This window comes from Pontibacter flavimaris (assembly GCF_001907195.1).
GTDB classification, from domain to species: domain Bacteria; phylum Bacteroidota; class Bacteroidia; order Cytophagales; family Hymenobacteraceae; genus Pontibacter; species Pontibacter flavimaris.
Map to the genome: position 1 here is coordinate 41,923 of NZ_LVWA01000009.1, position 23,915 is coordinate 65,837.

Here is a 23,915-nt window from a genome sequence, read left to right on the forward strand (position 1 = left end):
GCTGTGGCACACAGGGCAGCCGCAGGCAGTGGCTACAGGTCCGGCGTATGGGTGCTTCGGGTTTGGGAAAGTATAAAGTCGTCCTGCGTTCGCGGGGCCGCCGCAGCGGTGCGAAGGTATAGAATGGGGGTAAGCATATATTTCCTTTGGCTATTGTTGTGGTGTTCGCTCATACGGAGTCCGGGTTTATTTGTTTCGCCTGCCTGCCGGAAAGGCCCAAGGGCGCTGGCGGCCGCAGCGGATAAATTTAGGATGAGCCCGAAATTTACTTAATTTTGCTTTAACTATTCATTACAGTTAACCTGATATGGAACTTAAGAAGATCGCTTTAAATGATGTGCACGAGGCGCTGGGCGCCAAGATGGTGCCTTTCGCCGGCTACAACATGCCTGTGCGCTACTCTTCGGATATAGAGGAACATAAAACCGTGCGCGAGGCTGTCGGTATTTTCGACGTGTCGCACATGGGCGAGTTTATGCTGCGCGGGCCCAAGGCCCTGGACTTGATCCAGCGCGTTACCACCAACGACGCCTCTAAACTGGAGAACAGCAAAATACAATACTCCTGCCTGCCAAACGAGGATGGCGGCATTGTGGATGACCTGCTGGTGTACCGCATAGCGGATGAGGAGTACCTGCTGGTGGTAAACGCCTCTAACATCGAGAAGGACTGGAACTGGATCAGCAAGTATAACACCGAGGGCGCGGAGATGGAGAACATCTCTGACAACATCTCGCTGTTTGCGGTGCAGGGCCCCAAAGCTGCCGAGGCGCTTGCTTCGCTCACGAAGGTGGACCTGGCCAGCATGGCCTACTATACTTTTGAGAAAGGGGAGTTTGCCGGTGCGCAGGACGTGATCGTGTCGGCTACGGGTTACACCGGTGCGGGCGGTTTCGAGATCTACGTGAAGAACGAGGACGCCAAAAAGGTGTTTGATGCCATTATGGAAGCCGGCGAGCCGTTCGGCATTAAGCCGATTGGACTGGGTGCCCGCGACACGCTGCGCCTGGAAATGGGCTTCTGCCTCTACGGCAACGACATCGACGACTCGACTTCCCCGCTGGAGGCCGGGCTGGGCTGGATCACAAAGTTTAACAAGGGCTTTGTGAACGCCGAGAACCTGAAGGCGCAGAAGGAGCAGGGCGTGAACCGCAAATTGATCGGTTTCGAGATGCTCGAGAAAGCCATTCCGCGCGCGCACTATGAGATCGTTAACGCGGAAGGAGAGAAGATTGGAGAGGTAACCTCCGGCACCATGTCGCCCTCGCTGGGCAAGGGCATCGGTCTGGGCTACGTAACCAACGACTACAACAAGGTCGGTACCGAAATCTTCATCCGCATCCGCAACAAAGACATGAAAGCGCAGGTCGTAAAGCCGCCTTTCGTTCAGAAATAGTTAATCGTTGATCGTTACTCGTTGTTCGGAAAACAGGAATCGAATAACGAGTAACGAACAACCAACAACAAAAAAGTATGCCAAGTATAGACGTGTGCTTCAGCCCGGAGCTGCTGCACCTGTATGATCTGGAGGGAAAGGCTGTGGTGGCGGTGGACATTCTGCGCGCTACCTCTACCATGGTAACGGCGTTTGCCGAGGGCGCTGTTCAGATATTTCCGGTGATGGAGCTGGAGGAGTGCCGTGGCTTTGCCGGCCAGGGGTGCCTGACCGCGGCGGAGCGGAACGGTATAAAAGCGGAGGGCTTCGATCTGGGCAACTCGCCCTTCGCATACATGGATGGCAGCGTGCAGGGCCGCGATATCGCCATCACCACCACCAACGGCACCCGCGCTATCCGCCTGTCGGAGGCGGCTGAGGAGATCGTGGTGGGCGCTTTTCTGAACCTACAGGCCGTGGCCGACCACCTGGTGGAGTTGGGTCTGGATGTGCTGGTGGTGTGCGCCGGCTGGAAAGGGCAGTTTAACCTGGAGGACACGCTGTTTGCCGGCGCCCTGGTGGAGCGGCTGCAGGAGAGTTTCTCGAAAGAAAACGACAGCGCCCTGGCTGCTTTATCCTTGTACCAGACTGCCAAAGCAGACTTGCCGGGTTTTCTGCGCCAATCCTCGCACGTGCGCCGGCTCGAGCACCTCGAGATCCATAAAGACATTGAGTTTTGCCTCCGCCACGACGTGTACAGCGTGCTGCCTGTGTGGCGCCACGACAGGCTGGTAGACCTGATGAGAGTTAAAGAGTTAGAGAGTTAGAGAATTTAGGAGTTAGAGAGTTAATTCTCTAAAGTATAAAATGAGAGCGGCTGGCAATTTAGTAGTGCCAGCCGCTCCCATTTTATACTTAATATTTTCCTGCCGCAAGTTTAGCGTAGCGCAACTTGTGGCTGTGCATGAGGCAAGTTTGTAACCTGCTTTCCACATCAGCAGGAAAGTATAGAGTAGCAGATACTTTATACTTTGATTGACCGTGGCTAAGGTATAGCCGGGCCTTTTTCCTCCATTTTGGTTATCACCAATTCATACTTTGGCGGACTTCCCGCCATTGTTGGTGTTATCACCAACGATTTATACTTCGAGAAGCTTTAAAGTATAGCTAAAGTATAAGCCTGTTCAAAAGCGAGTCCGGAGACTCGCAGCACACTGCGCGGCACCAGCTGGATACCGGCGCCAGTTGCGCCCCTCACGCAAATCTAAGATTCGTTTTTATACTTGGCACGGAAGAGACTTCCGCGCCAGTTACGTTTTATACTTTCTAACTCCCCAACTCTCTAACTCCTAAACTCCCAAACTCACTTTAGTTTCTCGTTCTGCTTGTGGCGGTCGCTGTCGCGGTTGGTTTTCTTCTCCAGGTTTTTCTCCAGGGCCTCGGTCAGGTTTACGCCGGTCTGGTTGGCCAGGCAGATCAGCACGAACAGTACATCCGCCAACTCATCGCCCAGTTGCTTGCCCTCGTCGCTCTTCTTAAACGACTGCTCGCCGTACTGGCGGGAGATGATGCGGGCCACTTCGCCCACCTCCTCGGTAAGTATGGCCATATTGGTGAGTTCGTTAAAGTAACGCACCCCATTCTCCTGGATCCACTTGTCTACCAGGGCTTGCGCTTCGGCTATAGTCATCGTTAAAAAAGGTCTTTTTGTTTCGTATCCATCACGATCGTAACGGGGCCGTCGTTCAGCAGCGACACTTGCATGTCCGCCCCGAACTCCCCCGTCTGCACCGGCTTGCCCAGCGCCTCTTCCATCAACTTTACAAAGCGCTCATACAAGGGTATGGAAACCACCGGTGGAGCAGCGTTGGTATAGGAGGGGCGGTTGCCTTTTTTGGTGCTGGCGTACAGGGTAAACTGGCTGATCACGAGGGCCTCGCCCTCCACATCCTTTATACTTAAATTCATCTTGCCCTCGGCATCGGAGAAAATACGCAAGGCGGCCACTTTGCCGGCCATCCACTTCAGATCCTCCTCGGTGTCGTCGTCGGTGAAGCCGGCCAGCAGCAGTAGCCCCGGACCGATCTTCCCTTTGGTGCTGCCCTCTATTTCCACAGCAGCCTGCGTCACCCGCTGAATCACAATTCGCATGGTATGCTATACTTTGGTTCGGGGCAAAGGTAGTGATTGGAGATTTTAGAATCTGGAAATTTAAGGATGTGAAAATAGAAGAAGGCTGTACCTAAGTATAAAACAGGTTCTCCGGCAGGATCAGCAACAATTTAACAATCCAGCCATTCAACTTTAATCCACATACCCCTCGTACAGGATACGGCTCACCTTGCCCTTCTCCAGGTAAAAGTGCAGGGTGGCAGGCGCGCCCTCCCGGGCCGAGGCAATGATCTCGGCAGGCGTTTGGGTGATCTTCAGGTCCTCCCCACCAGACTTAAGGCGGTTTAGCAGTTCGGCTTGGGTCATGCCCACGCGCAGGTTGTTGCGCAGCTTGATGTCGGTGCCTTGGATGTCGGCCATTTGCAGCAGCAGCTCGCCCGAGTGGGTAGGGGCGTAGAACTCCAGCGCAGAATTGCCGAAGCGGATCGTGTAAATGGTGTCGGTTATACTTGCCTTGTGGCGATTCTCAACGGCATCGGCATCCACGGTGAAATCGGTGCTGATGCGGTCGAAGTACGTGGTCAGGTTGTTGCTTTGCTGGCGGTTGGCCACAAAGGGGTTGCCCAGCAGGTCGAGGGTGCCGGGGGCGCGGACGCTGCTCACCGCCGTGGTGTCCGGCTCGGCGGTGCGGCGCTCCACGGGGGTGTCGGCCTCTTCCTCCGTGGGGTTATCGGTGCAGGCCGTGGCAAACGTGTGGATTAGCAGCAAGAGCAGGAGCAGCCGGGCTTTGAGGCTGCCATTGTAGCAGGTGCTGTAAGGGCGGAGAAGCATAGTGAACGATGTATAGGTATAAGCTGGTGCGGGTAAACTTTACTTGCATACGAGAATCTACCGCCCTAATGTTATAGCAAACACAGCCACCATTAGTTTGTTTAGGCCCGGGATAAAGTATAATTTGGCGGCAAAGATGATAAAAAATGAACACACCGCAAATAGCGCTCATCACATATAAAGATGCCGGAAAATATACAGGGGTTTCGGAGGAGGAGAATGGCCGTTTACATGAGTTCCTGACGCAGAAAGGGCTGCAGGTTACATCACAAATCTGGGACGACCCAACCGTGGACTGGAGCGGGTATGACCTGGTGCTGCTCAAGTCGCCGTGGGATTACTTCGATAAGATCGACGTGTTTTATGCCTGGCTAAACAAGCTGGAGGAGCTGCAGGTGCGGGTGCTGAACCCGATAGACATTGTGCGCTGGAACACTGACAAGCGCTACCTGGTGGAACTGCAGGAGAAAGGCGAGCAGGTGGTGCCGACGGTGTGGCTGGAGCAGGGCACGCAGCTGAACGTGGCCGATGCCTTTGCACAGCTGCGCTCGGAGAAGATCATCGTGAAGCCGGCCGTGAGCGGGGGCGCCAAGAACACCTTTGCCCTCACCCGGCAGGAGGCCGAGGCGCAGGCCGAAAGTATAAACGCGCTGCTGCAGGAGGAGAGTTTCCTGGCGCAGCCCTTCATTCCCGAGATCCAGACAAAGGGCGAGTGGTCGTTCTTGTTCTTTAACGGCATGTACAGCCACGCGGTGCTCAAAACCGCCAAGGCCGGCGACTTCAGGGTGCAGCATTTCTTCGGGGGAACGATACACACGCCGGAGCCGCCGGCAAAGCTGCTGGAGGACGCCCACAACCTGGTGGACAAGTATGCACCAGGCTGCCTCTACGCCCGCGTGGACGGGGTGGAGCTGGACGGTAAACTGGTGCTGATGGAGCTGGAGCTGATAGAGCCCTTCCTGTTCATGGCCACCAGCGAGGGCGCCGTAGAGCGGTACTATGAAGCGCTAATGGAGCAGCTGCAGCAGCCAGCTAAAGTATAAATTATACTTTCTCAGAACTGTGGAAGACCAGTAGCGGCACCTGCGCCTCCAGCACCAGCTTTTTGCTGAGGCTCGGCTTAAAGATGCTGCTGAACAGGGAGCGCTGGTGGTTGTTCACGGCCACCAGGCCTATCTGCTCCCGCGCCACGAGCTCCTGCAGCGCGTCGGCCACGTCATCCTCACTCGGAAGTATGGCAAACTGCAGGTTATGGTCGGGTAGGGCGGCGTAGAGCCGCGCCTGCAGCTGCTCCATCTTATGGCTGTCGTCGCGCTCGGAGTCTTCGGTGCCGATGTGGGCGCAGAGGATCTCGGAGTTGAATGGCTGGAGCAGGTGCATCAGGGCGGTTAAGGCCTCCGCGTCTGTCTTATCGAAATCGGTGGCGTAAAGCACACGACTCAGGCTGTGTTCCTTGTATTGCTCCGGCACCGTCAGCAGCGGCACTTTGGCGTCCTCCACCATCTTGGTGGTGATGGTGCCGAAAAGCGAGCGGGCGACATTGTCCTCCCCTTTGGTGCCCATCAGCAGCAGGTCTGGCTTAAAGCGGTTTATCTCGTCCGGAATGACATCCTCCGGCAGGCCGCTCAGGAAGGCGTGCTTCAGGTGGATGTGCTGCCCAAGCGCGCGGGCCTCAGCCTGCATTTCCTGGTAGAGGCTCTCCAGCTTCTCCTGCTCATCCAGCTGGTTGCGGTGCAGCACGCGGTCCGTTATAATCTCAGAGCCGGGGCTCAGCGAGCCAAGGCCTCCATCGTTCAGCGGGTCGTCCAGTTCGGGCTGCAGCAGGTAATCGCTGAAGCAGTGCAGCAGCAGGATCTCTGCCTGCGGCAGGGTGGCGCCCAGGTGCAGGGCGTAGCGGCAGGCGTTCGTGGCGCTTTCTGTGAAGTCAACGGGTATAAGTATTTTAAACATGTAGTCGGTTTTTATTTGTGTTCGGATGATGTATACGTGCAAGGCCCGGATTGTAGTTGTGCCGATGCTGCGCCGCGTGTATACTTAAAACCGGCCCGCCGGTGCAGTTCCGAAAATTCCCCTATTTTTGTAGTCCGTAAGCGCCCGACATGCCAAAACGCATTGTATTCCTCTTTATAGGCTTTGTTATACTTGCCTCCCTTGTTTTCTACGGCTTCAGCCGCTGGAAAGGCTCCCGGGAGAAGGTAGACCTTTGGGCGCTGGTACCAGATAATGCGGCGCTTGTGGTGGAGACCAACAACCACCAGGAGCTGGTGGAGCACCTGCGGGAGACGGAGCTGTGGCAAAGCCTTGCGGCACTGCCGGTGGCCAGCCACTTTCAGGAGAACATGGCCTACCTCGACAGCGTGTCGCCCGGCAACCAGCGCCTCGACCGTTTCCTCAACGAGAAAGACATACTTACCTCGGTGCACGTGGAGGGAAAATCGGATGTGACGTATGTGTTCTACGTGCCGGTAAGCTCCGTGGGCGAGCACCGCTTTCTGCGCACCCTTACCGAGAACATCAACAAGAGCGACGTGTTTGAGCAGAGCTCCCGCACCTACCAGGACCACCTGCTCACCGACATTTCCAACACCCGCAACGGCAGCAGCTTCACCTACTTCACCTTCCATAACAACATTATCCTGAGCGCCTCGCCTGTGCTGGTGGAGGAGATTGCGCGGCGCATCAACAGGGGGCAGCCCAGGTCTGTCGCAGCCGATTTCAGTAACGTGAACTTCCTGAGCCAGCCCGATGTGTCCGCCAACGTGTTTGTGAACTACCGCGTGCTGCCCGACCTGCTGGGGCTCTTCCTGAAGGAGGAGGTGATGCCGCAGGTACGCTACCTCTCCACCCTGTGCCAGAGCGCCATGCTGGAGCTCAAGCTGGAGCGCAACAGGCTCTTCCTGAACGGTTTCTCCCTGCCTGAGCGGCTCAACAACTCGCTGCACAACAACATGCAGCCGCAGAAGCCGCAGCCGCTGGGCGTGAGGGCATACCTGCCCAATCGCACGGCCATGATGCTGCACTTCGGCCTGCAGGGGGTTGCCCGCCTGCGCCAGCCCCAGAAACCTAACAAATCCAACTACGCCGCCACGGTGGATAGCCTGGCCGGCAGCTTTGGCCAGGAGGCCGCACTGGTCTACCTGGAGTCCCATAGTATAAACCAGAGTCCGGAGAAGGTGGTGTTTGTCCATACCGGCAGCCCTGCCCGCACAGGGCGCCTGCTCACCAAACTAAGTAACCAGCTGGCCGATGCCCGCCAGGAGGAACCATACGCCGAAAAGTATGGCAACCATACCATACAGCTGCTGAACGTGCCGCAGCTGCCGGAGCAGTTGCTGGGCCGCATGTTCAAGGGGTTCGAGCAGAGCTACATGGTGCAGGTGGATGACTACCTGCTGATGGCGGAAGAGATGGCTGCGCTCCGGCATCTCCTCGACGATATCGCCGAGGGGAGTGTGTGGGGTAAATCAGTGGCGCAGAAGGCGTTTATGGAGGAGACACTGCAGGAGGCGAACTTCAGCCTGTACCTGAACACGGTGAACGCGTGGTACATCCTGAACCGCTACACTTCTGAGGGGGAGCGGGAGGAACTGCTGCAGAATGCTTCCCTGATCAAGCGCTTTGCGCAGGTGGGGCTGCAGTTCTCCATGGTGGAGGGCCGTTACTACACCAGCCTCGTTGTCCGCCGGCCAGACCAGGGCAAGACAGGTACGCAGGACGGCTTTGAGGAGGAGGAAAGTATAACGCTGGATAACCGGCTGGATACCCAACCCTTCCCGGTACAGAACGCCGTGGACCGCAGCCGTGAACTGGTGGTGCAGGACTCCGCCAACGTGCTGCTCAATATTACGGCCATGGGCAGGCGCGGCTGGACCGACAGCCTTAATGCCTCGCTGCGCAGCGACATCAAGCAGGTAGAGTATGGGCCGGACAAAAAACTACGCTACCTCTTCATCACCGCCAACCGCATCCACGCCATCAACAACCAGGGCCAGCCGCTCGATAACTTTCCGTTTAACCTGCCCGACACGGTGGACCTGCAGCACCTGGCTGTATTCGATTACGAGAAGGATGGCAACTACCGCCTGCTGGTGGACGATGCACTGGGCAACCTGTACATGTATAACATGCGCGGCGCGGCCGTGCAGGGCTGGCAGCCGCGCCGCATGGATTACCGCCTGTCGGCAGAGCCGCAGCACCTGCGCGTGGGCGGCCGCGACGTGATTCTGGTGGCGCTCGAGAACGGCTACATCTACGCCCTTAACCGCAACGGCGACACCTATCCCGGCTTCCCGATCAACCTGAAGGTGCCGCTTACCTCGGGTGTAACGGCTAAAGTGGGGGCAGATCTGCGCCGCACGGAGGTGTCGGCCGTAACGAAGTATGGCAACGTGGTTACCTTCAGCCTGCAGGGGCGGGTGCTGCGGCAGGAGCAGCTGCTGCGCCCAAGCAAGCGCGCCATGTTCGAGCTGGTGCCCGAGAGCAGCAACGGCCGTTCCTACATCATCGTGCGGCAGGAGCAAGGCAGGGTCGCCATCCTGGACCAGGACCTGAAAGAGCTGTTTGAGAAGAACTACGTGACCTCGGCGCCCAAGATCGTGCAGTATTTCCGCTTCGGTGGCGATAACAAAGTATACGCCATCACCGAGACCGGCCCGGGCAAAACCTACCTCTACGACGCCAACGGCAGGCTCATCGGCGGACGCTCGCTGGAGAACAGCCATCCCGTCACTATCTTCCATAACGAAACCGCCAACGACTACACCTTATACTATACCTCCGGCAACCAGCTCAAAAAGCTGCGGTTCAGTGTGGGGGAGTAAAGCGTATCACGTATCACGACAAACGTAGCACGACTATTTTAAAGACAAGAGAATCAGGAGCAAGCGTTCTAAAATTCTTCGTCACACAATCTTTTGTCTTGATACTTGCTACTTGATACGAGATACAAACAGAGTCTTTTGTCTCATTATCAAAAAGTCGTGCTACTTGATACGTGCTACGGCGAGAAAATCAAAAGCTCCTGAACCAGCCTTTCCTGTAGAAAAAGTATAGCTGGAAAAGTATAAGTATGGCCATTAGCCCGAGCAGGATGGGGTAGGCGTATGGCTCATACAACTCGGGCATGCTGTAGCGGTAAACCTGCCCTGTTTCGGGGTTCTCGCGCGAGAAGTTCATCCCATACAAACCTACTATAAAGCTGAGCGGGATAAAGATGCTGGAGATGATGGTGAGCACTTTCATGATCTCGTTCATGCGGTTGCTCACCGTGGACATGTACAACTCAACCAGGCTGGAGGCCATCTCGCGGTGATTGTCTACCAGGTCTATCAGCTGCACGGCGTGGTCGTAGGCGTCGCGGAAGTATACTTTGAGGTTTGCGGGAATGGTGTTCTCGTCCATGCGTAGGAGCTCGTTCATCAGGTCGCGGGCAGGCCAGGTAATGCGGCGCAGCTTCACGAGCTCGTTCTTGAGGTCCAGCACAAGGGTGAGGGTGCCCTTGTTCGGCTCGCGCAGCACCTGTTGCTCCAGCTCCTCGATGTAGACGCTAATATCAGCCATCACGGGGAAGTAGTAATCCAGCACCACGTCGAGGATGGCGTAGGCGATGTATACGGCGGGCCGCTGCCGGATAATGCCCTTGCCGGCCCGGATGCGCTCGCGCAGCGGGTTCAGGCAGTCGCCGTAGTCGCTCTGCAGGCTGAGCACGTAGTTGGGGCCGGTAAAGAGCGAGAGCTGGATATCGTCCAGGGTCCTGAACTCGGGCGACCAGCGCAGCATCCGCGTGATCAGGAACAGGCGGTTGCCGCCGAACTCCTCCACCTTCGGCCGCTGGTAGTCGTTGAGCACGTCCTCCAGCTGCAGCGCGTGCAGCCCGAAATCCTGCAGCAGCATCTCCAGCACCGGCTGTTCGGCATAGCCCCGGATATCGATCCAGTGCCGCACGTCGGGCCGCGACCTTACCCTTTGCATCAGCTCCTGGTAGGTAGGCAACTCCTCCTCCTCAAACACGTCCTCACTAAACGACATCAGGAAAAAGCGCGGCGTAAAGGCCTCGGAGGGTATCAGCAGCGAGCCCGGCTTTATACCTGCCTTGCGCGCCAGAATCTTGTTATGGCGGTGTTGCCTGTTGCGTTTGGACATGGAGGAAGTTAGGAAGTTAAAAAGTTAGAAGGTAAGAAAGTTAAAAAGTTGCTTCAGGGAGAACCGATACTTCAACGCCTTCCATCTCCTGTAGTTTCATGGTGATCTCGTCTTGTAGCTTGCGGCGCACCTCCAGCGTGAGGCGGCAGTCGAGTTCGAACTGCTGGTCGCGCACGGGCAGGTCATACTCCTTTACCAGGCTCATCACGTCGTTCATCTGCGGGTAGGCGTAATGCGCCTGCAGCAGTACCGTTTCGTGCTTCTCTACGGTGGTGGCGCTGGCCAGGGCATCGGCCGTGGATGCTTTGTAGGCGTTTATCAGGCCGCTCACGCCCAGCTTGGTGCCGCCAAAGTAGCGCACCACCACCACCAGCACGTTGCTCAGGCCGGCGGAGCGTATCTGACCAAGTATAGGGTCGCCGGCCGAGTGGTTGGGCTCGCCGTCGTCGTTGGCGCGGTAGCGGCTCTGGTCGGCCCCCAGGATGTAGGCATAGCAGTGGTGGCGGGCGTCGTAGTACTTTTTCTTTAGCTCCGCGATGATCTCCTTCACTTCCTCCTCCGAGTATACCGGGTAGGCCAGCGCAATAAACTTGCTGCCCTTCTCCTTGTACAAGCCCTCGGCGGGCTGCGCTATGGTTCTGTAGGTGTCCTCCATGGTTGCGTCTGCTGCTGCAGTGTTGCAAGATAACCAAAGGCAGGCAACGGGAAAAATTATAGCGATCTCTCCTAAATCGTGTACCTTTAGGGCAGAACCAACGATTATACTTTTGCCAGCCACACCATACCTTATTCCGTTGCACCGCGTGGGCAGCCCCGACATTGGCTACATCACCAGCACGCAGTATGCCGAGAACATCCCGTTCCTGATAAAGCGGGTGTTCTGGACACAGGCGACGCCGCCCGGCGTGGAGCGCGGGCACCACGCCAACCTGGCTACCGAGGAGGTGCTGGTTGCCTTGAGCGGAAGTATAAACGTACTGACGGATACCGGCCGCGAAAAGCAGGCGTTTGAGCTGACAAATCCGCAGCAGGGGCTCTACATACCGGCCATGTGCTGGACCGAGCTGCACTTCTCGGAAGGCGCCACCGCCCTCTGCCTCACCTCCACTGACTTCAGCGAGGAAGACTACATCCGCGACTACAAGCGGTTCCGGCAGCTGGCGGCGCATATAGCGCTATAAAAGTATACTTGTTGATTGTCTGAATCAGGATTTGCAGGATGAAAGGATGCACAGGATTAAAAAATGCACAATCTGGACAGGTGTTGACCGGTCCCACAAAGCTGTAACTTCCAGACTCTCTAACTCCTAAACTCTCTAACTCCTAAACTCTCTAACTCCCAAACTTCCCTCATGCAGCCAGTACCATACTTTCAGTTCAGGGATTTTCCGGCGGGCCTGGAGGCGCAGGTGCAGCAGGCTTTGCTGGATACCGTGGCCGGCAGGCAGTACGTGCTGGGGCCGCAGGTGGAGGCTTTTGAGCGGGAGTTTGCCGCCTACTTAAGTGCAGGCGCTGCCGTGGGTGTGGGCAATGGTTACGATGCTTTGGTGATTGCGCTCAAAGCCTTGGGCGTGGGGGCCGGAGACGAAGTAGTGCTGCCGGTGCATACCTTTATCGCCACCGTTAATGCGGTGCTGCAGGTGGGTGCAACCCCCATACTCGCAGAGCCCGATAAGTATACCTACAACCTCACCGCCGAAACCGCCGCCCGCCATATAACCCCAAAGACCAAAGCCATACTTGCCGTGCACCTTTACGGGCAGGTGTGCCAGATGGAGGAGTTGCAGCGGCTGGCGCAGTCCCAACGTATAAAGCTGCTGGAGGATGCCGCCCAGGCCCATGGCGCAACGTATAAAAACAAGTACGCCGGAAGTATGGGCGATGCCGCCGCTTTTAGTTTCTACCCCACCAAAAACCTGGGTGCCTTAGGCGATGCCGGAGCCGTGGTAACCTTTGATGAAACACTAGAAGCCTTCGCCCGGAAGTATAGGAATTATGGTGAGAGCCAGAAGTATAACTCAGAGCAGGTAGGCATTAACTCGCGCCTGGACGAGCTACAGGCAGCGGCGCTGCGGGCTAAGCTGCAGCATCTGGAGGCGATGAACCGTGAGCGGCAGCGACTGGCGCAAGTATACTTGCAGGAGCTTCAAAATACCGGCGACCTGATCCTTCCCCAGACAGCGCCACACTGCGGACACGTTTACCATATCTTCAACATCCTGACAAAGTATAGAAACGAGCTGCAGGCTTACCTGCAGGAGCAGGGCGTAGGCACAGCCATCCATTATCCGGTGCCGGCGCACCTGCAGCCCGCTTATACTTTCCTGGGTCACAGAGCAGGTGATTTCCCGGTGGCCGAGGAACTGGCCCGCACCAGCCTCAGCCTGCCCCTCTTCCCTGGCTTAACGGAAGTCGAGCAGCAGCGGGTGGTGGAGAAGGTGAAGGCGTTTTTCGGGCGGTAGTGCTTCTGGGGCTACAGTACTGGGTCTAACCACTTCTAGCACCTCTGCTTCACCCCACCCCAACCCTCCCCTAAGAACAGGGGAGGGAGTTATACTTTCCACTTTCCCTGTCATCTCGAGCAGGGCGAGAGATCTATCTGGAATTCTAAACAGATCTCTCCCAAAGGTCGAGATGACAGTAAGGCCGTGGCTATCGAATCTGATCCCAGTTTTTCTGTGAGGCGCCTATGCGAGTTTTTCCGGTGCCGCAGGCAGCCCGAGGCACGAGGGCAGGAAAAGCTCCTAGCGCCGAGCGGGAAGGAGTTTACCCCGAAGCATTTCGGGGAGCCCTCTCGGGCTTGAGAGCACCAAAGTATGAAATGAAACGGTAGGCAAGTAAGACTGAGGATCAGCAGTAGCTAGCAAGTATAGCTTGTGTCAAGTCGTGAAAAGCGGCGACTAGGAAAGTATAATCTTAGTTCAAGTAACAGTAAGCAGGTGCTGAAGGCACAAGCGGACGCTTGCGCCAGACAAGTATAAAGTATAGCCAAAGTATAAGTATGGCTTTTCAAGCCAGCCGAGTCACAGACCCGACGCCATAATAGGTACAAGTTAAAAGACTTGCACCATGAAAAAAGCCAGGTATAAAAGTATAACCCAAGTATAAAATCCGGCTCATCCTCTCAATCTAAAAACCCCGTTGCAGATAAGTATAAAGTATGGCGTATGGCTCAGGTCTACAAGTATAACCAAAGTATAAACCAAGCTACAGCAACACGCAACAACCAGCAGCCAAAAATCCTTATCTTCGCCCATGCCCCAGCCGCTCGTCTCCATCATCTGCCTGTGCTATAACCACGAGCGCTTCCTGCGCGAGGCGCTGGACTCGGTGCTGGCGCAGACTTACCCCAGCCTGGAGATCCTCATCGTGGACGACTGCAGCACCGACAACAGCGTCCGCATTATCCGGGAGTACGTGCGGGCGCATCCGCAGATCAGGTTCATCAGCACGGGCAAAAACCTGGGCAACACCAAAGCCTTTAACATAGGCTGGCGCGCCAGCCAGGGCCAGTTTATACTTGACTTCGCCACCGACGACGTGCTGCTGCCCGGACGGGTGGCGCAGCAGGTGCAGCAGTTCCAAAAGCTTCCTCCGGACTTTGGCGTGGTGTATTCTGATGCTGCGTATATCTCAGACGAATCAGCTCATTTATACTTCCATAGCGAGAAGTATAAAGCTGCCCCCGATGGCGATGTGTTTGCCGAGGTGCTGGGCCGCTATTTCATCTGCCCGCCCACCATGCTCATCCGCCGCGAGGTGTTCGAGGAATTGCACGGTTACGACGAAGGATTGGCCTATGAGGACTTCGACTTCTGGGTACGCTCCGCGCGCAAGTATAAGTATGCCTACCTGCCAGAGATAACCACCCAGCGGCGGCTGCATCATAGCTCGCTTTCAAGTAGTTGGTACAGGAAAGGCAACCAATTGCTGGCTTCCACTGTTGTAGTGTGCAGGAGAGCCGCAGCATTGGTGCAGACGGAGCGGGAACGCGACGCGCTGGCCAGGCGGCTGAAGTATGAAGCGCGGCACGCCTACCTCACCGGAAACTTTACCGAGGCGGCTCAGTTGCTGCAGCTACTGGAACAAACCACAGGCACCCCTCTTTTATACCGGTTCATCCGGCAGCTAAACAGGCGCAGGATCGACCTCGGTTTCCTCCGCAGGCTCTATAACAGGCTGCGGTACCGGCAGTAAATAGCACTGTTTTGTTTACCTTCTCGCGCTTTATCCGTAAGCTAGAGTTAAACCGGCTTTTAGTGGAATAACTGGTAAGATGGGCCTTGAAATCTCCGGAATTAGGTGTTTCTGCAGCTAATTTGTCAGGATTACAAGCCACAATCAATATTTTAATAGCTATATTTGGCATTCAATTAAACAACAGCAACATGATTACATCAGCACTCGCCTCCCGTGCAGAAGTTATAAAATGGATGGAAGACTTCGTGGGAGAAAAGATCTCCGAGTTTCTTAAAACAGTAGAAGACAGCTGGCAACCAGCCGACCTTTTGCCGGACTCCACCGTGGATAGCTTCTTTGATGAAGTGAAGGAATTGCGCGAGCGTGCCCGCGACCTGAGCTACGACCTGCTGGCTGTGTTGGTGGGCGACACCATTACCGAGGAAGCATTGCCTACCTACGAAAGCTGGCTGATGACGATAGACGGCTTGCCGAAAGATCCGAATGGCCCGTGGATGAAGTGGAACCGCGCCTGGACGGCAGAGGAAAACCGCCATGGCGATGCCCTGAACCGCTACCTGTACCTGACCGGGCGTATCAACATGCGTGAGATGGAGGCCTCCACGCAGTACCTGATCGCTGACGGGTTCGACCTGCAAACCGATAATGACCCGTACCGCTCGTTTGTTTATACTTCGTTTCAGGAGACAGCCACTAACATTTCGCACCGCCGCGTGGCCCAGATTGCCAAAAAGCAGGGTGACAACCAGCTGGCAAAGCTCTGCGGCCACGTAGCCGCCGATGAAGCCCGCCACGCCAAGGCCTACAAGGCGTTTGTGAGCAAGATTTTCGAAGCCGACCCCAACGAGATGATGCTGGCCTTCGAAGACATGATGCGTAAGAAGATCGTGATGCCGGCCCACTATATGCGCGAGCTTGGTGTGGACTTGGGTAAAACCTTCGGTCACTTTACCGATGCCGCCCAGCGTATCAATGTTTATACTTCCGCCGACTACACCGACATCCTGGACGGCCTGATTGCTGAGTGGAAGATCGAAACGCTTTCTGGCCTGGATGAGGCCGGCGAGCGCGCACGCGATTACGTGATGGCCCTGCCAGCCCGCCTCAAGCGCGTGGCAGAACGCATGAAAATACCAGAGCTGGAGTATAAATTCCGCTGGATCGCGTAAGCAGCAGGAAAATAAAGTATAAGAAAGGGCAGGTTGCAGCAGCAGCCTGCCCTTTCTGTTTTCCTTCCTTATTTTACATGTCGGGATTACGCCGAGGGCACGTATAACAACAATTGTAGCCAGAACAATAGACAGGGCTGTGTTGTTGAAGTATAAACCGGATAATGTATGGCTTTAGGATATCGATTCTCAGATTATGTACCGCCGCAGGACGACAAGCCGGGCTTTGAGTCGCTGCTGAAGATTTTCATGCAGCTGGTGACCATTACCTCGGGTGATGTGGGGGAGGCGCTCAACTGGCTCAGTTCGCTGGACAAGCAGTATAACCTGACCGGCGACGAGTATGGCATCGGCGATTTTATCGAGGACCTGAAAAAGAAAGGCTACCTCGACGAGAACCCGCAGGAGAAGGGGGCTTTTCAGCTCACCGCCAAGAGTGAGCAAAGTATAAGAAGGAGCGCGCTGGAAGAGATTTTTGGCAAGCTGAAGAAAGGCACCAAAGGCAGCCACGCAACGCCGCACACCGGCATCGGCGACGAGGCCAGCACCGACCGCCGCGAGTACCGCTTCGGCGACGCGCTGGAGCAGATCTCCATGACCGAGTCACTGCGCAACGCCCAGATCAACCATGGCATCGGCGATCTGCGCCTGACCGAGCAGGACCTGGAAGTCACCGAAACCGAGCACAAAACGCAGGCTTCCACGGTGCTCATGATCGACATTTCGCACTCGATGATCCTGTACGGCGAAGATCGCATCACACCCGCCAAAAAAGTAGCTATGGCGCTGGCCGAACTTATCAAGCAGAAATACCCGAAGGACACGCTGGACATACTGGTGTTCGGAAACGATGCCTGGCAGATAGAGGTAAAGGATTTGCCATACCTGGAGGTGGGGCCCTATCATACCAACACCGTAGCAGGACTGGAACTGGCTATGGATATTCTGCGCAAGCGCAAAACGCCGAACAAGCAGATCTTCATGATCACCGACGGCAAACCTACCTGCCTGAAAGAGGGACTGCGCTACTATAAAAACAGCTTCGGGCTGGACCGGAAAGTGGTGAACAAAACGCTGAACCTGGCTGCCCAGTGCCGCCGCCTGAAGATCCCGATCACCACCTTCATGATCGCCTCAGACCCCTACCTGCAGCAATTTGTAGATGAGTTTACAAAGGTGAATAACGGGCAGGCCTACTATAGCTCCTTAAAAGGCTTAGGGCACCTGGTGTTCCGCGACTATGGAAGAAACAGGAAGAAGAGCTTTTAAAGATTATCCCCTTGAGGACAAACAAGAACGAGGGTTCGCCGTTTGCGAGCACCGCTCAATAGGGCTGTTTCATTTAATAAGGTGGAGAAAAAGAACCCTTGTCATGCTGTTAAGAAACTTGGTAGAAAGAGAGGGCCCCTTGCCCCGGGAGGTTAAGCTCAACCTACTAGCTACCAGGATCTTTCCAGGATGACAAAAAAGAAGTATGATTACACCCCTGTAGTCCCCTCAAGGGGACAGCTTTTAGAATAATACCGTCTCAACCAATAAACCGGTTGCTGCTAATTGTTAACTGATAATTGTGAAGAATGAACTACAAAGACATACCAGCCGATAAACTACAACAGATAAAAACACTGGGCCAGCTGAAGGCTGCTGGTTACGAGCCGGAGAGCGTAAGGCAGGAGTTGCGCCGCAACCTGATCAAAAGACTGCAAAATAAAGAGGAGGTTTTTCCCGGTATCTGGGGGTATGAGGAGACTGTCATTCCGGATATGCAGCGGGCCATACTTTCGATGCACCACATCAACCTGCTGGGCTTGCGCGGCCAGGCCAAAACCCGTATCGCGCGGCAAATGATCGACCTGCTGGATGAGTATATTCCCGTGGTGCAAGGATCTGAGCTGAACGACGACCCGTTGCACCCACTCTCACGCTACGCCAAAGACATGGTGCACGAGCACGGCGACGACACGCCCATCAGCTGGCTACACCGCTCTGACCGCTACACTGAAAAACTGGCCACACCCGATGTATCCGTAGCCGACCTGATCGGTGACGCCGACCCGATAAAAGCAGCTACCCTGAAACTGCCGTATTCCGATGAGCGCGTGATCCACTTCGGGCTGATACCGCGGTCGCACCGGGGCATTTTTGTGATCAACGAGCTGCCCGACCTGCAGGCGCGTATCCAGGTGGCATTATTCAATATCCTGCAGGAGGGCGATATTCAGATCCGCGGGTTCAAGGTGCGCATGCCGCTCGATATCCAGTTCGTGTTCACGGCCAACCCCGAGGATTATACCAACCGTGGCTCCATCGTAACACCGCTCAAAGACCGTATCGATTCCCAGATCATCACGCACTATCCTAAAACCATTGAAACCGGCAAGAAGATCACGCAGCAGGAGGCACGAGTGAAGGACGGGCAGGGCGAACTGGTGCAGACCAACGACATTATCGGCGATCTGATAGAGCAGGTGGCTTTTGAAGCCCGCGAAAGCGAGTATGTAGACCCGAAAAGCGGTGTATCGGCCCGACTGACGATCTCAGCTTTCGAGAACCTGCTGAGCGCTGCCGAACGTCGTGCGCTGCTGAACGGGGAGAGCGAAACCTACGTGCGCGTAGCCGATTTCCTGAATACCATACCATCGGTAACGGGCAAGGTGGAGTTGGTGTACGAGGGCGAGCAGGAGGGAGCCGGCCATGTGGCGCAGGTGCTCATGGGCAAGGCCATCCGCACGCAGTTTCTCAAATACTTTCCCGATCCCGACAAGGCCAAGAAAGCCAAAGCGGGCAACCCCTATAAGAAAATAACCGACTGGTTTGGCGACGGCCATACGATCGACATTCTGAACGATGCCCCTGCAGAGGAGTACAAAAAAGCGCTGCAAAGTATACCCGGCCTGGCCGAGCTGGTGGAAAAGCAGCAGCCCAAAGCCAAAGGCGAGGAGAAGCTGTTTATGATGGAGTTCGCCCTGCACGGTTTGGCCGAGCACAGCCAGCTCAGCAAAAACCGCCTCAGCACCGGCCTGCAGTTCAAGGACCTGCTCAGCGGCATGTTCACGATGCCCAGCTTCGGGGAAGAGGAGGATGAGGAAGACTTTTAGGAGTTAAAGCGTTAGAGAGTTTGGGAGTTAGAAAGTTATGCTCCATACTTGCAAAGAGCCGCAACCAGTTGCGGCTCTTCTCTTTTTTTTGGTAGTCTGGTTTATACTTCCTGCAGTAACGTGGCTGCTATACTTTCCCACTCCTCCTGAAGCGAAACGTTGGGTCTTTTGCGACCTGCACGGCTATACCAATAATCGGCGTTCCACGTGTCGCCCTCCTGGCGGTGCAGGTAAGCGTGTATCCAGGCGGCAGACTTATCGGGCAGGTCCTGTATCAATTCATGGGCCTTGTTCCAATCGCCTTTAGCCTCGTGCCACAGCGCCTGCAGGTATACATTGGCCTGTGGGGGAGGAGTGCTTGAGTTTATACTTTGCAGGAAGGTGGTGAGGTGCATGGGGAGGTTTTAACGGACTTGTATAAAAAGCGAACGAGGCGTAGCCGAAGCTTTGCCCATGTGCTTGGTTAGCATATGCTTTTATTCCTTATAGATCGCGAGCCTTATTTGTCTATATTCATTTTGGTTGTTCCCAAACATAAATAAGTATGCGTTGAGCCCGTTATTATTCAGCCATTTTATACCGTCTCTATAGTTCGGTTGTCCACTGTTTAAATTTATTTCAATTTGTGTTGGTTCACCTAATCTTTTGGTTAGCTCCTTTCTCAAGTACTCGAACTTTTTCTGAAATGCAGTATACATTTTATCCAGTTCCTTTTCAGACTTCTCTTCTAATAGATTCTGATTGCTATTAGTCTGTTGACTCCATTCATAAAGTATGACTTTCACCAAACTATCTTGAGGAACATAAAAATACTCCGCCTCCAAGTCAAAAACTTGTTTTTCTGTTCTTGTAAAGGTTACTGGAGTAGCTAACTCAAAGCCCTTTTTGTTAGGGTAAATGCTTTCTCTAACCTTGATTAAATGGTTAGGTGTTACATCTATTGAGCCTTTACCTTTTTCATATTCGATTGCCTCTGGCACCGTCAAATCTTCTAACTCATTAAATCTGTCAGACTTAAAAATCGTTCTACTCGGATTACAAGAAACAAGTAGACTGGCAAGGATTACAAAAGGTAGACTTTTTATCATCTAAATAAACGCTAACTAGCAGCTAAACGGCAGCCTATTCGGCTTAGCTACACTATGTACGGAGGTGCTCTGTATGTAGTGCAGCAATCTTGATTCTCTCCACGGAGCTAACTAACATGAATATAGTAAAAGTTAATGAGAGGAGTATACTTAGTGAGCGGTAGACTTGGATTACTCATTGATTGTGTTTTTAGCACTCCTCCTGCCATAACTTATCAGCAATAAACAAAGTAGCTAATGGGTATGGAACATCATGTCTCTATCTGGCCGGTGCTGGTGCTGGCTTTCATCCATTTCTTTGGTATACAGCTACGGTTTCTGGCGGGGGTGCCGCGCAGCGTGTGGCTTTCGGTGGCAGGGGGAGTATCGGTGGCGTACGTATTTCTGCACCTTTTTCCGGAACTCAGCGAGGGGCAGGAGCATGTGTCGCAGCTGAACTGGGCGGAGCAATTCCTGAGTCACCATGTGTACCTGATGTCGCTGGTCGGGCTGGCTGTTTTCTACGGGCTGGAGCGGGTTGTGGTAGAGGAAAAGTATAGGCAGAGGCAAGCGCCACGCAAAGAGCAACCCCACCAGCAGGGAATCTTCTGGCTGCACATCGGCTCATTTGCCATTTACAACGCGCTTATCGGGTACATCCTTTTTCAGCGGGAAGAGGGCACGCTGCAGAGTTTGCTACTGTTCTCCATTGCCATGGCCCTGCACTTTATCGTGAACGATTTCGGGCTGCAGGAGCATCATCATGATAGCTACCGCCGCATAGGCCGCTGGGTGTTGGTGGCTGCCCTGGTGGTGGGCTGGGGCGTAGGGTATGTGGTGGCGCTGCCCGAGGCGCTGGTTGTGCTGGTAATGGCCTTCGTGGGCGGAGGCGTGATCCTGAACGTGCTGAAGGAAGAGCTGCCCGAGGAGCGTGAAAGCCGCTATTGGGCCTTCATGCTCGGGGCAGGTTTATATGCTATCTTACTGTTATCTCTGTAGGCGGGTGCAGCTGGCCCTCGGTGCGGGCCACCATCATGGCCACCGTGGCATCGCCGGTAATATTTACCGTGGTGCGCAGCATGTCCAGCAGGCGGTCGGGGGCAAGTATAAGGGCAATGCCCTCGATTGGAATCCCGGCCTGCTGCAGCACGATCACCAGCATCACAATACCCGCACCCGGCACGGCGGCAGAGCCAATGGAAGCCAGCGTGGCGGTCATCACAATGCCCAGCTGCGCTGACAGGCTCAGGTCGATGCCGTAGGCCTGGGCTATAAAGACAGCCGCCACGGACTGGTACAGGCTGGTGCCGTCCATGTTCACGGTAGCGCCAAGCGGCAGCACAAAGCTGGTGATCTCCTTGTTAATGCCCAGGTTCTTCTCGGCGCACTCCATGGTGGCCGGCAGGGTGGCAGCACTGGAGGAGGTGGAAAAGGCCAGCATCTGGGCCGGAAATATGCCTTTCAGGAAATGGGTATACTTTGTTTTGCCTACCGTTACAACCAGAGCCGGGTACACCACAAAGATCATCAGGGCCAGCCCGATAATCACCACAATACAGTAGTAACCCAGCACCATCAGCAGTTCCCAGGCCGAGGCCGGGTCATCTCCGGCAAAGTCTACCACCAGCCCCGCCAGCAGGGCAAACACGCCATAGGGTGCGGTCATCATGATGATGTCCACAATCTTGAGGATGGCCATGTTCGCCCCCTCAAAGAAGTCGTTCACAGGCTGCGCCTTGTCAGGGGGGATCAGGATCAGGGCAATACCGAAGAGCAGGGCGAAGAAGATTACCTGCAGCATACTGCCGTTGCTGGTCATGGCCAGGAACAGGTTCTCGGGCACAATATCCACAAGTGGCTGCAAGGGCCCCTGTTGCTCCAGGGCGGCGGCATCGCTTGATTTATCTGAGGCGGTGCTGGCATACTGTTCTTTAAAATCCTCCCGTTTCTCGGGCGAGAAGGCCTTGCCAGGCTCAAAAATATTAACCAGGATCAGGCCCAGCACCACAGCCAGCACGGTGGTGGCCAGGTAAGTGCCGATGGTTTTGGTGCCGATGCGCGAGAGGCGGCTGATGTCGCTGAGGCTGGAAACACCCGTGATAAGCGACACGAGCACCAGCGGCACGGCGATCAGCTTAAGCATGTTGATGAAGATGGTGCCAAAGGGGCTGATCCAATCGGTGGTGAAGCTATTGAGGCCAAGGGAGCTGGACGACATGCCCCAGGCCACACCCAGTGCCATGCCAATCAGGATTTGCCAGTGTAGAGCGAGTTTCTTCATACGCAGTTGTGCAGGCGGAACTAGGGTTCTGAGGCCGCCGGTTTACTTAAGTATAATGGTTGCAAGAATGATGCTGCTGAAACGACACAACCCAAGCGGTGCAAGTATGATAAGTGCAGGTGCCGAACAGATGGTAGGTAAAACTAAGCATTTTCTGCAGGATTTCCGGTCTTTCCGCTAAAAAACAGCCTGAAATTAGGTGGGTTTATACTTTATGCTCATCTCCGAAACCACAGCAGAAGGCCCGGAAAAGCAAAAAAGCCAGCCCCGTGCATGCAGGGGCTGGCTTTATACTTTGGTGTTGATGATGAGGGTGTTACGCCTCGTTCACTACGATCTTCTCAATGCGGTCGTTGGCGCGGATCTGGTCGATCACGTCCAGGCCCTCCACCACTTTGCCGAAGCAGGTATGGTTGCGGTCGAGGTGGGCGGTGTTTTTGCGGCTGTGGCAAACAAAAAACTGAGAGCCGCCGGTGTTGCGGCCGGCATGGGCCATGCTCAGCACGCCGCGGTCGTGGTACTGGTTCTCGCCGGAGAGTTCGCAGTCGATTTTATAGCCCGGGCCACCGGTGCCAGGCACGCCTTTGGCGCCCTCGCGCGAGTTAGGGCAGCCGCCCTGTATCACGAAATCAGGAATAACGCGGTGGAACGTAAGGCCGTCGTAGAAGCCTTCTTTTGCCAGCTTCACAAAATTATCTACCGTTTTAGGAGCGTCTTTCTCATAAAACTCAACTTTCATTACACCCTTGCCTGTATGGATTTCTGCGGTCTTCATATATGGTTCTGTTTAGTTGAAACAATTGGTACAGATAACAAAAGTACGAAAATTATAGTTTAAGAGACCAATAAACCGGGCTTAACACACCGGGCACCAGCAACAAGTATAGGTTACGCGCAAGTATAAACCACACACTATGGAAACAATAACGAGAGCCGGGTATGCGCTGGCCCTGTGCTGCAGCATGCTTTTAGCAAGCTGCGGTGGCGGTACCAACGAGGAAAACGCCGGAAATGAGATGCAGCGCGTGGCTGGGACAAACCTGCGCGAGGAGCCGGAGTCCCCTGGCACTACCCCCGCCACCCCCGGCAAGCTGTCTGAAGAGGGTCAGCCGGACGCCGGTAAGACAGGCGCCAGGGTAGGAAGCAATGAGATGACACCCGGTCAGGAAATTTTAGAGAATATCACGGCAAACAAGGAACTGAGCGTGCTTACTGGTGCGCTGCGGCAGGCCGGGCTGGTGAACACGCTGAATGGTACTGGACCATATACGGTGTTCGCCCCGAAGAACAGTGCGTTTGAGGCCTTGCCAAATGACTCCCTGGAAGACCTGATGCAGTCCGGGAATAAGCAGCGCCTGACCGATTTGCTGCACAACCACGTGGTGGCCGGGAAACTGACCGCCGCCGACCTGACAGACGGGACCACGCTCAAAACCACCTCAGGCAGGCAACTCTCCGTTACGAAAAAGGGCAACGATGTGATGGTGAACGGAGCCAGGGTAGCACAGGCTGATGTGATGAGCAGCAACGGTGTGATCCATATTGTGGAGGGTGTGCTGGCAACGAAGGAATAAATCTCTGCAAACGAGCCGAAGGAGGCAGGCGCTTTAATGGTGCCTGCCTTTTTTATGCCCGCGCGAT

General features: G+C 55.1%; 23 protein-coding genes. 12 read left to right on the top strand and 11 right to left on the bottom strand.

Annotated features, from left to right (window positions below; all coding sequences use genetic code 11):
* Nucleotides 1-32: 32 nt before the first annotated feature.
* Nucleotides 33-173, bottom strand: a complete 141-nt coding sequence (locus tag A3841_RS20360; protein ID WP_170866208.1) for a hypothetical protein — start codon at nt 171-173, stop codon at nt 33-35.
* A gap of 134 nt (nt 174-307) precedes the next feature.
* Here A3841_RS20360 and gcvT point away from each other — a divergent pair, with 134 nt between their 5' ends.
* The gene (gene gcvT, locus A3841_RS14300; RefSeq protein WP_073853059.1) at nt 308-1,396 is read left to right on the top strand and encodes a glycine cleavage system aminomethyltransferase GcvT; all 1,089 of its coding nucleotides are present in this window, start codon (nt 308-310) and stop codon (nt 1,394-1,396) included.
* Between the two features lie 77 nt (nt 1,397-1,473).
* Entirely contained in the window at nt 1,474-2,202 is a 729-nt protein-coding gene (locus A3841_RS14305) for a 2-phosphosulfolactate phosphatase (RefSeq protein ID WP_073853061.1), read from the top strand.
* A gap of 536 nt (nt 2,203-2,738) precedes the next feature.
* Here the strand turns inward: A3841_RS14305 and A3841_RS14310 are convergent.
* The 3 genes from A3841_RS14310 to A3841_RS14320 all read right to left on the bottom strand — a co-directional run bounded on the left by A3841_RS14310 (nt 2,739) and on the right by A3841_RS14320 (nt 4,318).
* On the bottom strand, nt 2,739-3,065 hold the full coding sequence (locus A3841_RS14310) for a nucleotide pyrophosphohydrolase (protein ID WP_073853063.1): 327 nt from the start codon (nt 3,063-3,065) through the stop codon (nt 2,739-2,741).
* 2 nt (nt 3,066-3,067) lie between these two features.
* Nucleotides 3,068-3,526 (bottom strand): D-aminoacyl-tRNA deacylase, encoded by a 459-nt coding sequence (gene dtd, locus A3841_RS14315; RefSeq protein ID WP_073853066.1) that lies wholly within the window; start codon nt 3,524-3,526, stop codon nt 3,068-3,070.
* A gap of 153 nt (nt 3,527-3,679) precedes the next feature.
* Complete coding sequence (locus A3841_RS14320) at nt 3,680-4,318, bottom strand: hypothetical protein (RefSeq protein WP_073853068.1); 639 nt, start codon at nt 4,316-4,318, stop codon at nt 3,680-3,682.
* A 146-nt stretch (nt 4,319-4,464) separates the two neighbouring features.
* Here A3841_RS14320 and A3841_RS14325 point away from each other — a divergent pair, with 146 nt between their 5' ends.
* Nucleotides 4,465-5,361 carry an ATP-grasp domain-containing protein gene (locus tag A3841_RS14325; protein ID WP_073853070.1) on the top strand — a complete coding sequence of 299 codons (897 nt, stop codon included), beginning with the start codon at nt 4,465-4,467 and terminating at the stop codon, nt 5,359-5,361.
* A 1-nt stretch (nt 5,362) separates the two neighbouring features.
* On the opposite strand, the gene A3841_RS14330 is transcribed toward A3841_RS14325, so the two are convergent.
* Complete coding sequence (locus A3841_RS14330; protein ID WP_073853072.1) at nt 5,363-6,268, bottom strand: universal stress protein; 906 nt, start codon at nt 6,266-6,268, stop codon at nt 5,363-5,365.
* 149 nt (nt 6,269-6,417) lie between these two features.
* Here A3841_RS14330 and A3841_RS14335 point away from each other — a divergent pair, with 149 nt between their 5' ends.
* Nucleotides 6,418-9,138 carry a hypothetical protein gene (locus tag A3841_RS14335; protein WP_073853074.1) on the top strand — a complete coding sequence of 907 codons (2,721 nt, stop codon included), beginning with the start codon at nt 6,418-6,420 and terminating at the stop codon, nt 9,136-9,138.
* Nucleotides 9,139-9,328: 190 nt separating this feature from the next.
* Here A3841_RS14335 and corA read toward each other — a convergent pair whose 3' ends face one another.
* Both corA and A3841_RS14345 read right to left on the bottom strand, forming a co-directional pair.
* Nucleotides 9,329-10,459 carry a magnesium/cobalt transporter CorA gene (gene corA / locus A3841_RS14340; protein WP_073853076.1) on the bottom strand — a complete coding sequence of 377 codons (1,131 nt, stop codon included), beginning with the start codon at nt 10,457-10,459 and terminating at the stop codon, nt 9,329-9,331.
* Between the two features lie 40 nt (nt 10,460-10,499).
* Nucleotides 10,500-11,114, bottom strand: coding sequence for an IMPACT family protein (locus A3841_RS14345; protein ID WP_073853078.1), 615 nt, complete (start codon nt 11,112-11,114; stop codon nt 10,500-10,502).
* 112 nt (nt 11,115-11,226) lie between these two features.
* Between A3841_RS14345 and A3841_RS14350 the strand changes: the two genes are divergently transcribed.
* The 6 genes from A3841_RS14350 (at nt 11,227) to A3841_RS14375 (ending at nt 18,926) form a co-directional block, all read left to right on the top strand.
* Entirely contained in the window at nt 11,227-11,640 is a 414-nt protein-coding gene (locus A3841_RS14350; RefSeq protein ID WP_073853080.1) for a sugar 3,4-ketoisomerase, read from the top strand.
* 171 nt (nt 11,641-11,811) lie between these two features.
* Complete coding sequence (locus A3841_RS14355; protein ID WP_073853082.1) at nt 11,812-12,921, top strand: DegT/DnrJ/EryC1/StrS family aminotransferase; 1,110 nt, start codon at nt 11,812-11,814, stop codon at nt 12,919-12,921.
* Nucleotides 12,922-13,714: 793 nt separating this feature from the next.
* Nucleotides 13,715-14,656 (top strand): glycosyltransferase, encoded by a 942-nt coding sequence (locus A3841_RS14360; RefSeq protein ID WP_073853084.1) that lies wholly within the window; start codon nt 13,715-13,717, stop codon nt 14,654-14,656.
* Between the two features lie 191 nt (nt 14,657-14,847).
* Nucleotides 14,848-15,828 carry an acyl-ACP desaturase gene (locus tag A3841_RS14365; protein WP_073853086.1) on the top strand — a complete coding sequence of 327 codons (981 nt, stop codon included), beginning with the start codon at nt 14,848-14,850 and terminating at the stop codon, nt 15,826-15,828.
* Nucleotides 15,829-15,996: 168 nt separating this feature from the next.
* Nucleotides 15,997-17,097 (top strand): vWA domain-containing protein, encoded by a 1,101-nt coding sequence (locus A3841_RS14370; protein WP_073853088.1) that lies wholly within the window; start codon nt 15,997-15,999, stop codon nt 17,095-17,097.
* 308 nt (nt 17,098-17,405) lie between these two features.
* Nucleotides 17,406-18,926, top strand: coding sequence for a sigma 54-interacting transcriptional regulator (locus A3841_RS14375; protein ID WP_073853090.1), 1,521 nt, complete (start codon nt 17,406-17,408; stop codon nt 18,924-18,926).
* A gap of 101 nt (nt 18,927-19,027) precedes the next feature.
* Here A3841_RS14375 and A3841_RS14380 read toward each other — a convergent pair whose 3' ends face one another.
* Nucleotides 19,028-19,321, bottom strand: a complete 294-nt coding sequence (locus A3841_RS14380) for a hypothetical protein (RefSeq protein ID WP_073853092.1) — start codon at nt 19,319-19,321, stop codon at nt 19,028-19,030.
* Between the two features lie 81 nt (nt 19,322-19,402).
* Nucleotides 19,403-20,014 carry a hypothetical protein gene (locus A3841_RS14385; RefSeq protein ID WP_139307974.1) on the bottom strand — a complete coding sequence of 204 codons (612 nt, stop codon included), beginning with the start codon at nt 20,012-20,014 and terminating at the stop codon, nt 19,403-19,405.
* Nucleotides 20,015-20,257: 243 nt separating this feature from the next.
* Here A3841_RS14385 and A3841_RS14390 point away from each other — a divergent pair, with 243 nt between their 5' ends.
* A complete protein-coding gene (locus tag A3841_RS14390) occupies nt 20,258-20,992 on the top strand; it encodes a hypothetical protein (protein WP_073853447.1) in 735 nt (244 codons plus the stop codon).
* Here A3841_RS14390 and A3841_RS14395 read toward each other — a convergent pair.
* Both A3841_RS14395 and A3841_RS14400 read right to left on the bottom strand, forming a co-directional pair.
* Nucleotides 20,970-22,274, bottom strand: coding sequence for a dicarboxylate/amino acid:cation symporter (locus tag A3841_RS14395; protein WP_073853096.1), 1,305 nt, complete (start codon nt 22,272-22,274; stop codon nt 20,970-20,972). The two genes, A3841_RS14390 and A3841_RS14395, sit on opposite strands and share 23 nt — an antisense overlap.
* 316 nt (nt 22,275-22,590) lie before the next feature.
* Nucleotides 22,591-23,049, bottom strand: coding sequence for a peptidylprolyl isomerase (locus tag A3841_RS14400; protein WP_073853098.1), 459 nt, complete (start codon nt 23,047-23,049; stop codon nt 22,591-22,593).
* A gap of 139 nt (nt 23,050-23,188) precedes the next feature.
* Between A3841_RS14400 and A3841_RS14405 the strand changes: the two genes are divergently transcribed.
* On the top strand, nt 23,189-23,848 hold the full coding sequence (locus A3841_RS14405) for a fasciclin domain-containing protein (RefSeq protein ID WP_073853100.1): 660 nt from the start codon (nt 23,189-23,191) through the stop codon (nt 23,846-23,848).
* Nucleotides 23,849-23,915: the final 67 nt, after the last annotated feature.

Excerpts from the sequence above, each read along its gene's own strand:
- A3841_RS20360 (WP_170866208.1), bottom strand. The coding sequence starts at position 173 with ATGAGCGAACACCACAACAATAGCCAAAGGAAATATATGCTTACCCCC.
- gcvT (WP_073853059.1), top strand. The coding sequence starts at position 308 with ATGGAACTTAAGAAGATCGCTTTAAATGATGTGCACGAGGCGCTGGGC.
- A3841_RS14305 (WP_073853061.1), top strand. The coding sequence starts at position 1,474 with ATGCCAAGTATAGACGTGTGCTTCAGCCCGGAGCTGCTGCACCTGTAT.
- A3841_RS14310 (WP_073853063.1), bottom strand. The coding sequence starts at position 3,065 with ATGACTATAGCCGAAGCGCAAGCCCTGGTAGACAAGTGGATCCAGGAG.
- dtd (WP_073853066.1), bottom strand. The coding sequence starts at position 3,526 with ATGCGAATTGTGATTCAGCGGGTGACGCAGGCTGCTGTGGAAATAGAG.
- A3841_RS14320 (WP_073853068.1), bottom strand. The coding sequence starts at position 4,318 with ATGCTTCTCCGCCCTTACAGCACCTGCTACAATGGCAGCCTCAAAGCC.
- A3841_RS14325 (WP_073853070.1), top strand. The coding sequence starts at position 4,465 with ATGAACACACCGCAAATAGCGCTCATCACATATAAAGATGCCGGAAAA.
- A3841_RS14330 (WP_073853072.1), bottom strand. The coding sequence starts at position 6,268 with ATGTTTAAAATACTTATACCCGTTGACTTCACAGAAAGCGCCACGAAC.
- A3841_RS14335 (WP_073853074.1), top strand. The coding sequence starts at position 6,418 with ATGCCAAAACGCATTGTATTCCTCTTTATAGGCTTTGTTATACTTGCC.
- corA (WP_073853076.1), bottom strand. The coding sequence starts at position 10,459 with ATGTCCAAACGCAACAGGCAACACCGCCATAACAAGATTCTGGCGCGC.
- A3841_RS14345 (WP_073853078.1), bottom strand. The coding sequence starts at position 11,114 with ATGGAGGACACCTACAGAACCATAGCGCAGCCCGCCGAGGGCTTGTAC.
- A3841_RS14355 (WP_073853082.1), top strand. The coding sequence starts at position 11,812 with ATGCAGCCAGTACCATACTTTCAGTTCAGGGATTTTCCGGCGGGCCTG.
- A3841_RS14360 (WP_073853084.1), top strand. The coding sequence starts at position 13,715 with ATGCCCCAGCCGCTCGTCTCCATCATCTGCCTGTGCTATAACCACGAG.
- A3841_RS14365 (WP_073853086.1), top strand. The coding sequence starts at position 14,848 with ATGATTACATCAGCACTCGCCTCCCGTGCAGAAGTTATAAAATGGATG.
- A3841_RS14370 (WP_073853088.1), top strand. The coding sequence starts at position 15,997 with ATGGCTTTAGGATATCGATTCTCAGATTATGTACCGCCGCAGGACGAC.
- A3841_RS14375 (WP_073853090.1), top strand. The coding sequence starts at position 17,406 with ATGAACTACAAAGACATACCAGCCGATAAACTACAACAGATAAAAACA.
- A3841_RS14380 (WP_073853092.1), bottom strand. The coding sequence starts at position 19,321 with ATGCACCTCACCACCTTCCTGCAAAGTATAAACTCAAGCACTCCTCCC.
- A3841_RS14385 (WP_139307974.1), bottom strand. The coding sequence starts at position 20,014 with ATGATAAAAAGTCTACCTTTTGTAATCCTTGCCAGTCTACTTGTTTCT.
- A3841_RS14390 (WP_073853447.1), top strand. The coding sequence starts at position 20,258 with ATGGAACATCATGTCTCTATCTGGCCGGTGCTGGTGCTGGCTTTCATC.
- A3841_RS14395 (WP_073853096.1), bottom strand. The coding sequence starts at position 22,274 with ATGAAGAAACTCGCTCTACACTGGCAAATCCTGATTGGCATGGCACTG.
- A3841_RS14400 (WP_073853098.1), bottom strand. The coding sequence starts at position 23,049 with ATGAAGACCGCAGAAATCCATACAGGCAAGGGTGTAATGAAAGTTGAG.
- A3841_RS14405 (WP_073853100.1), top strand. The coding sequence starts at position 23,189 with ATGGAAACAATAACGAGAGCCGGGTATGCGCTGGCCCTGTGCTGCAGC.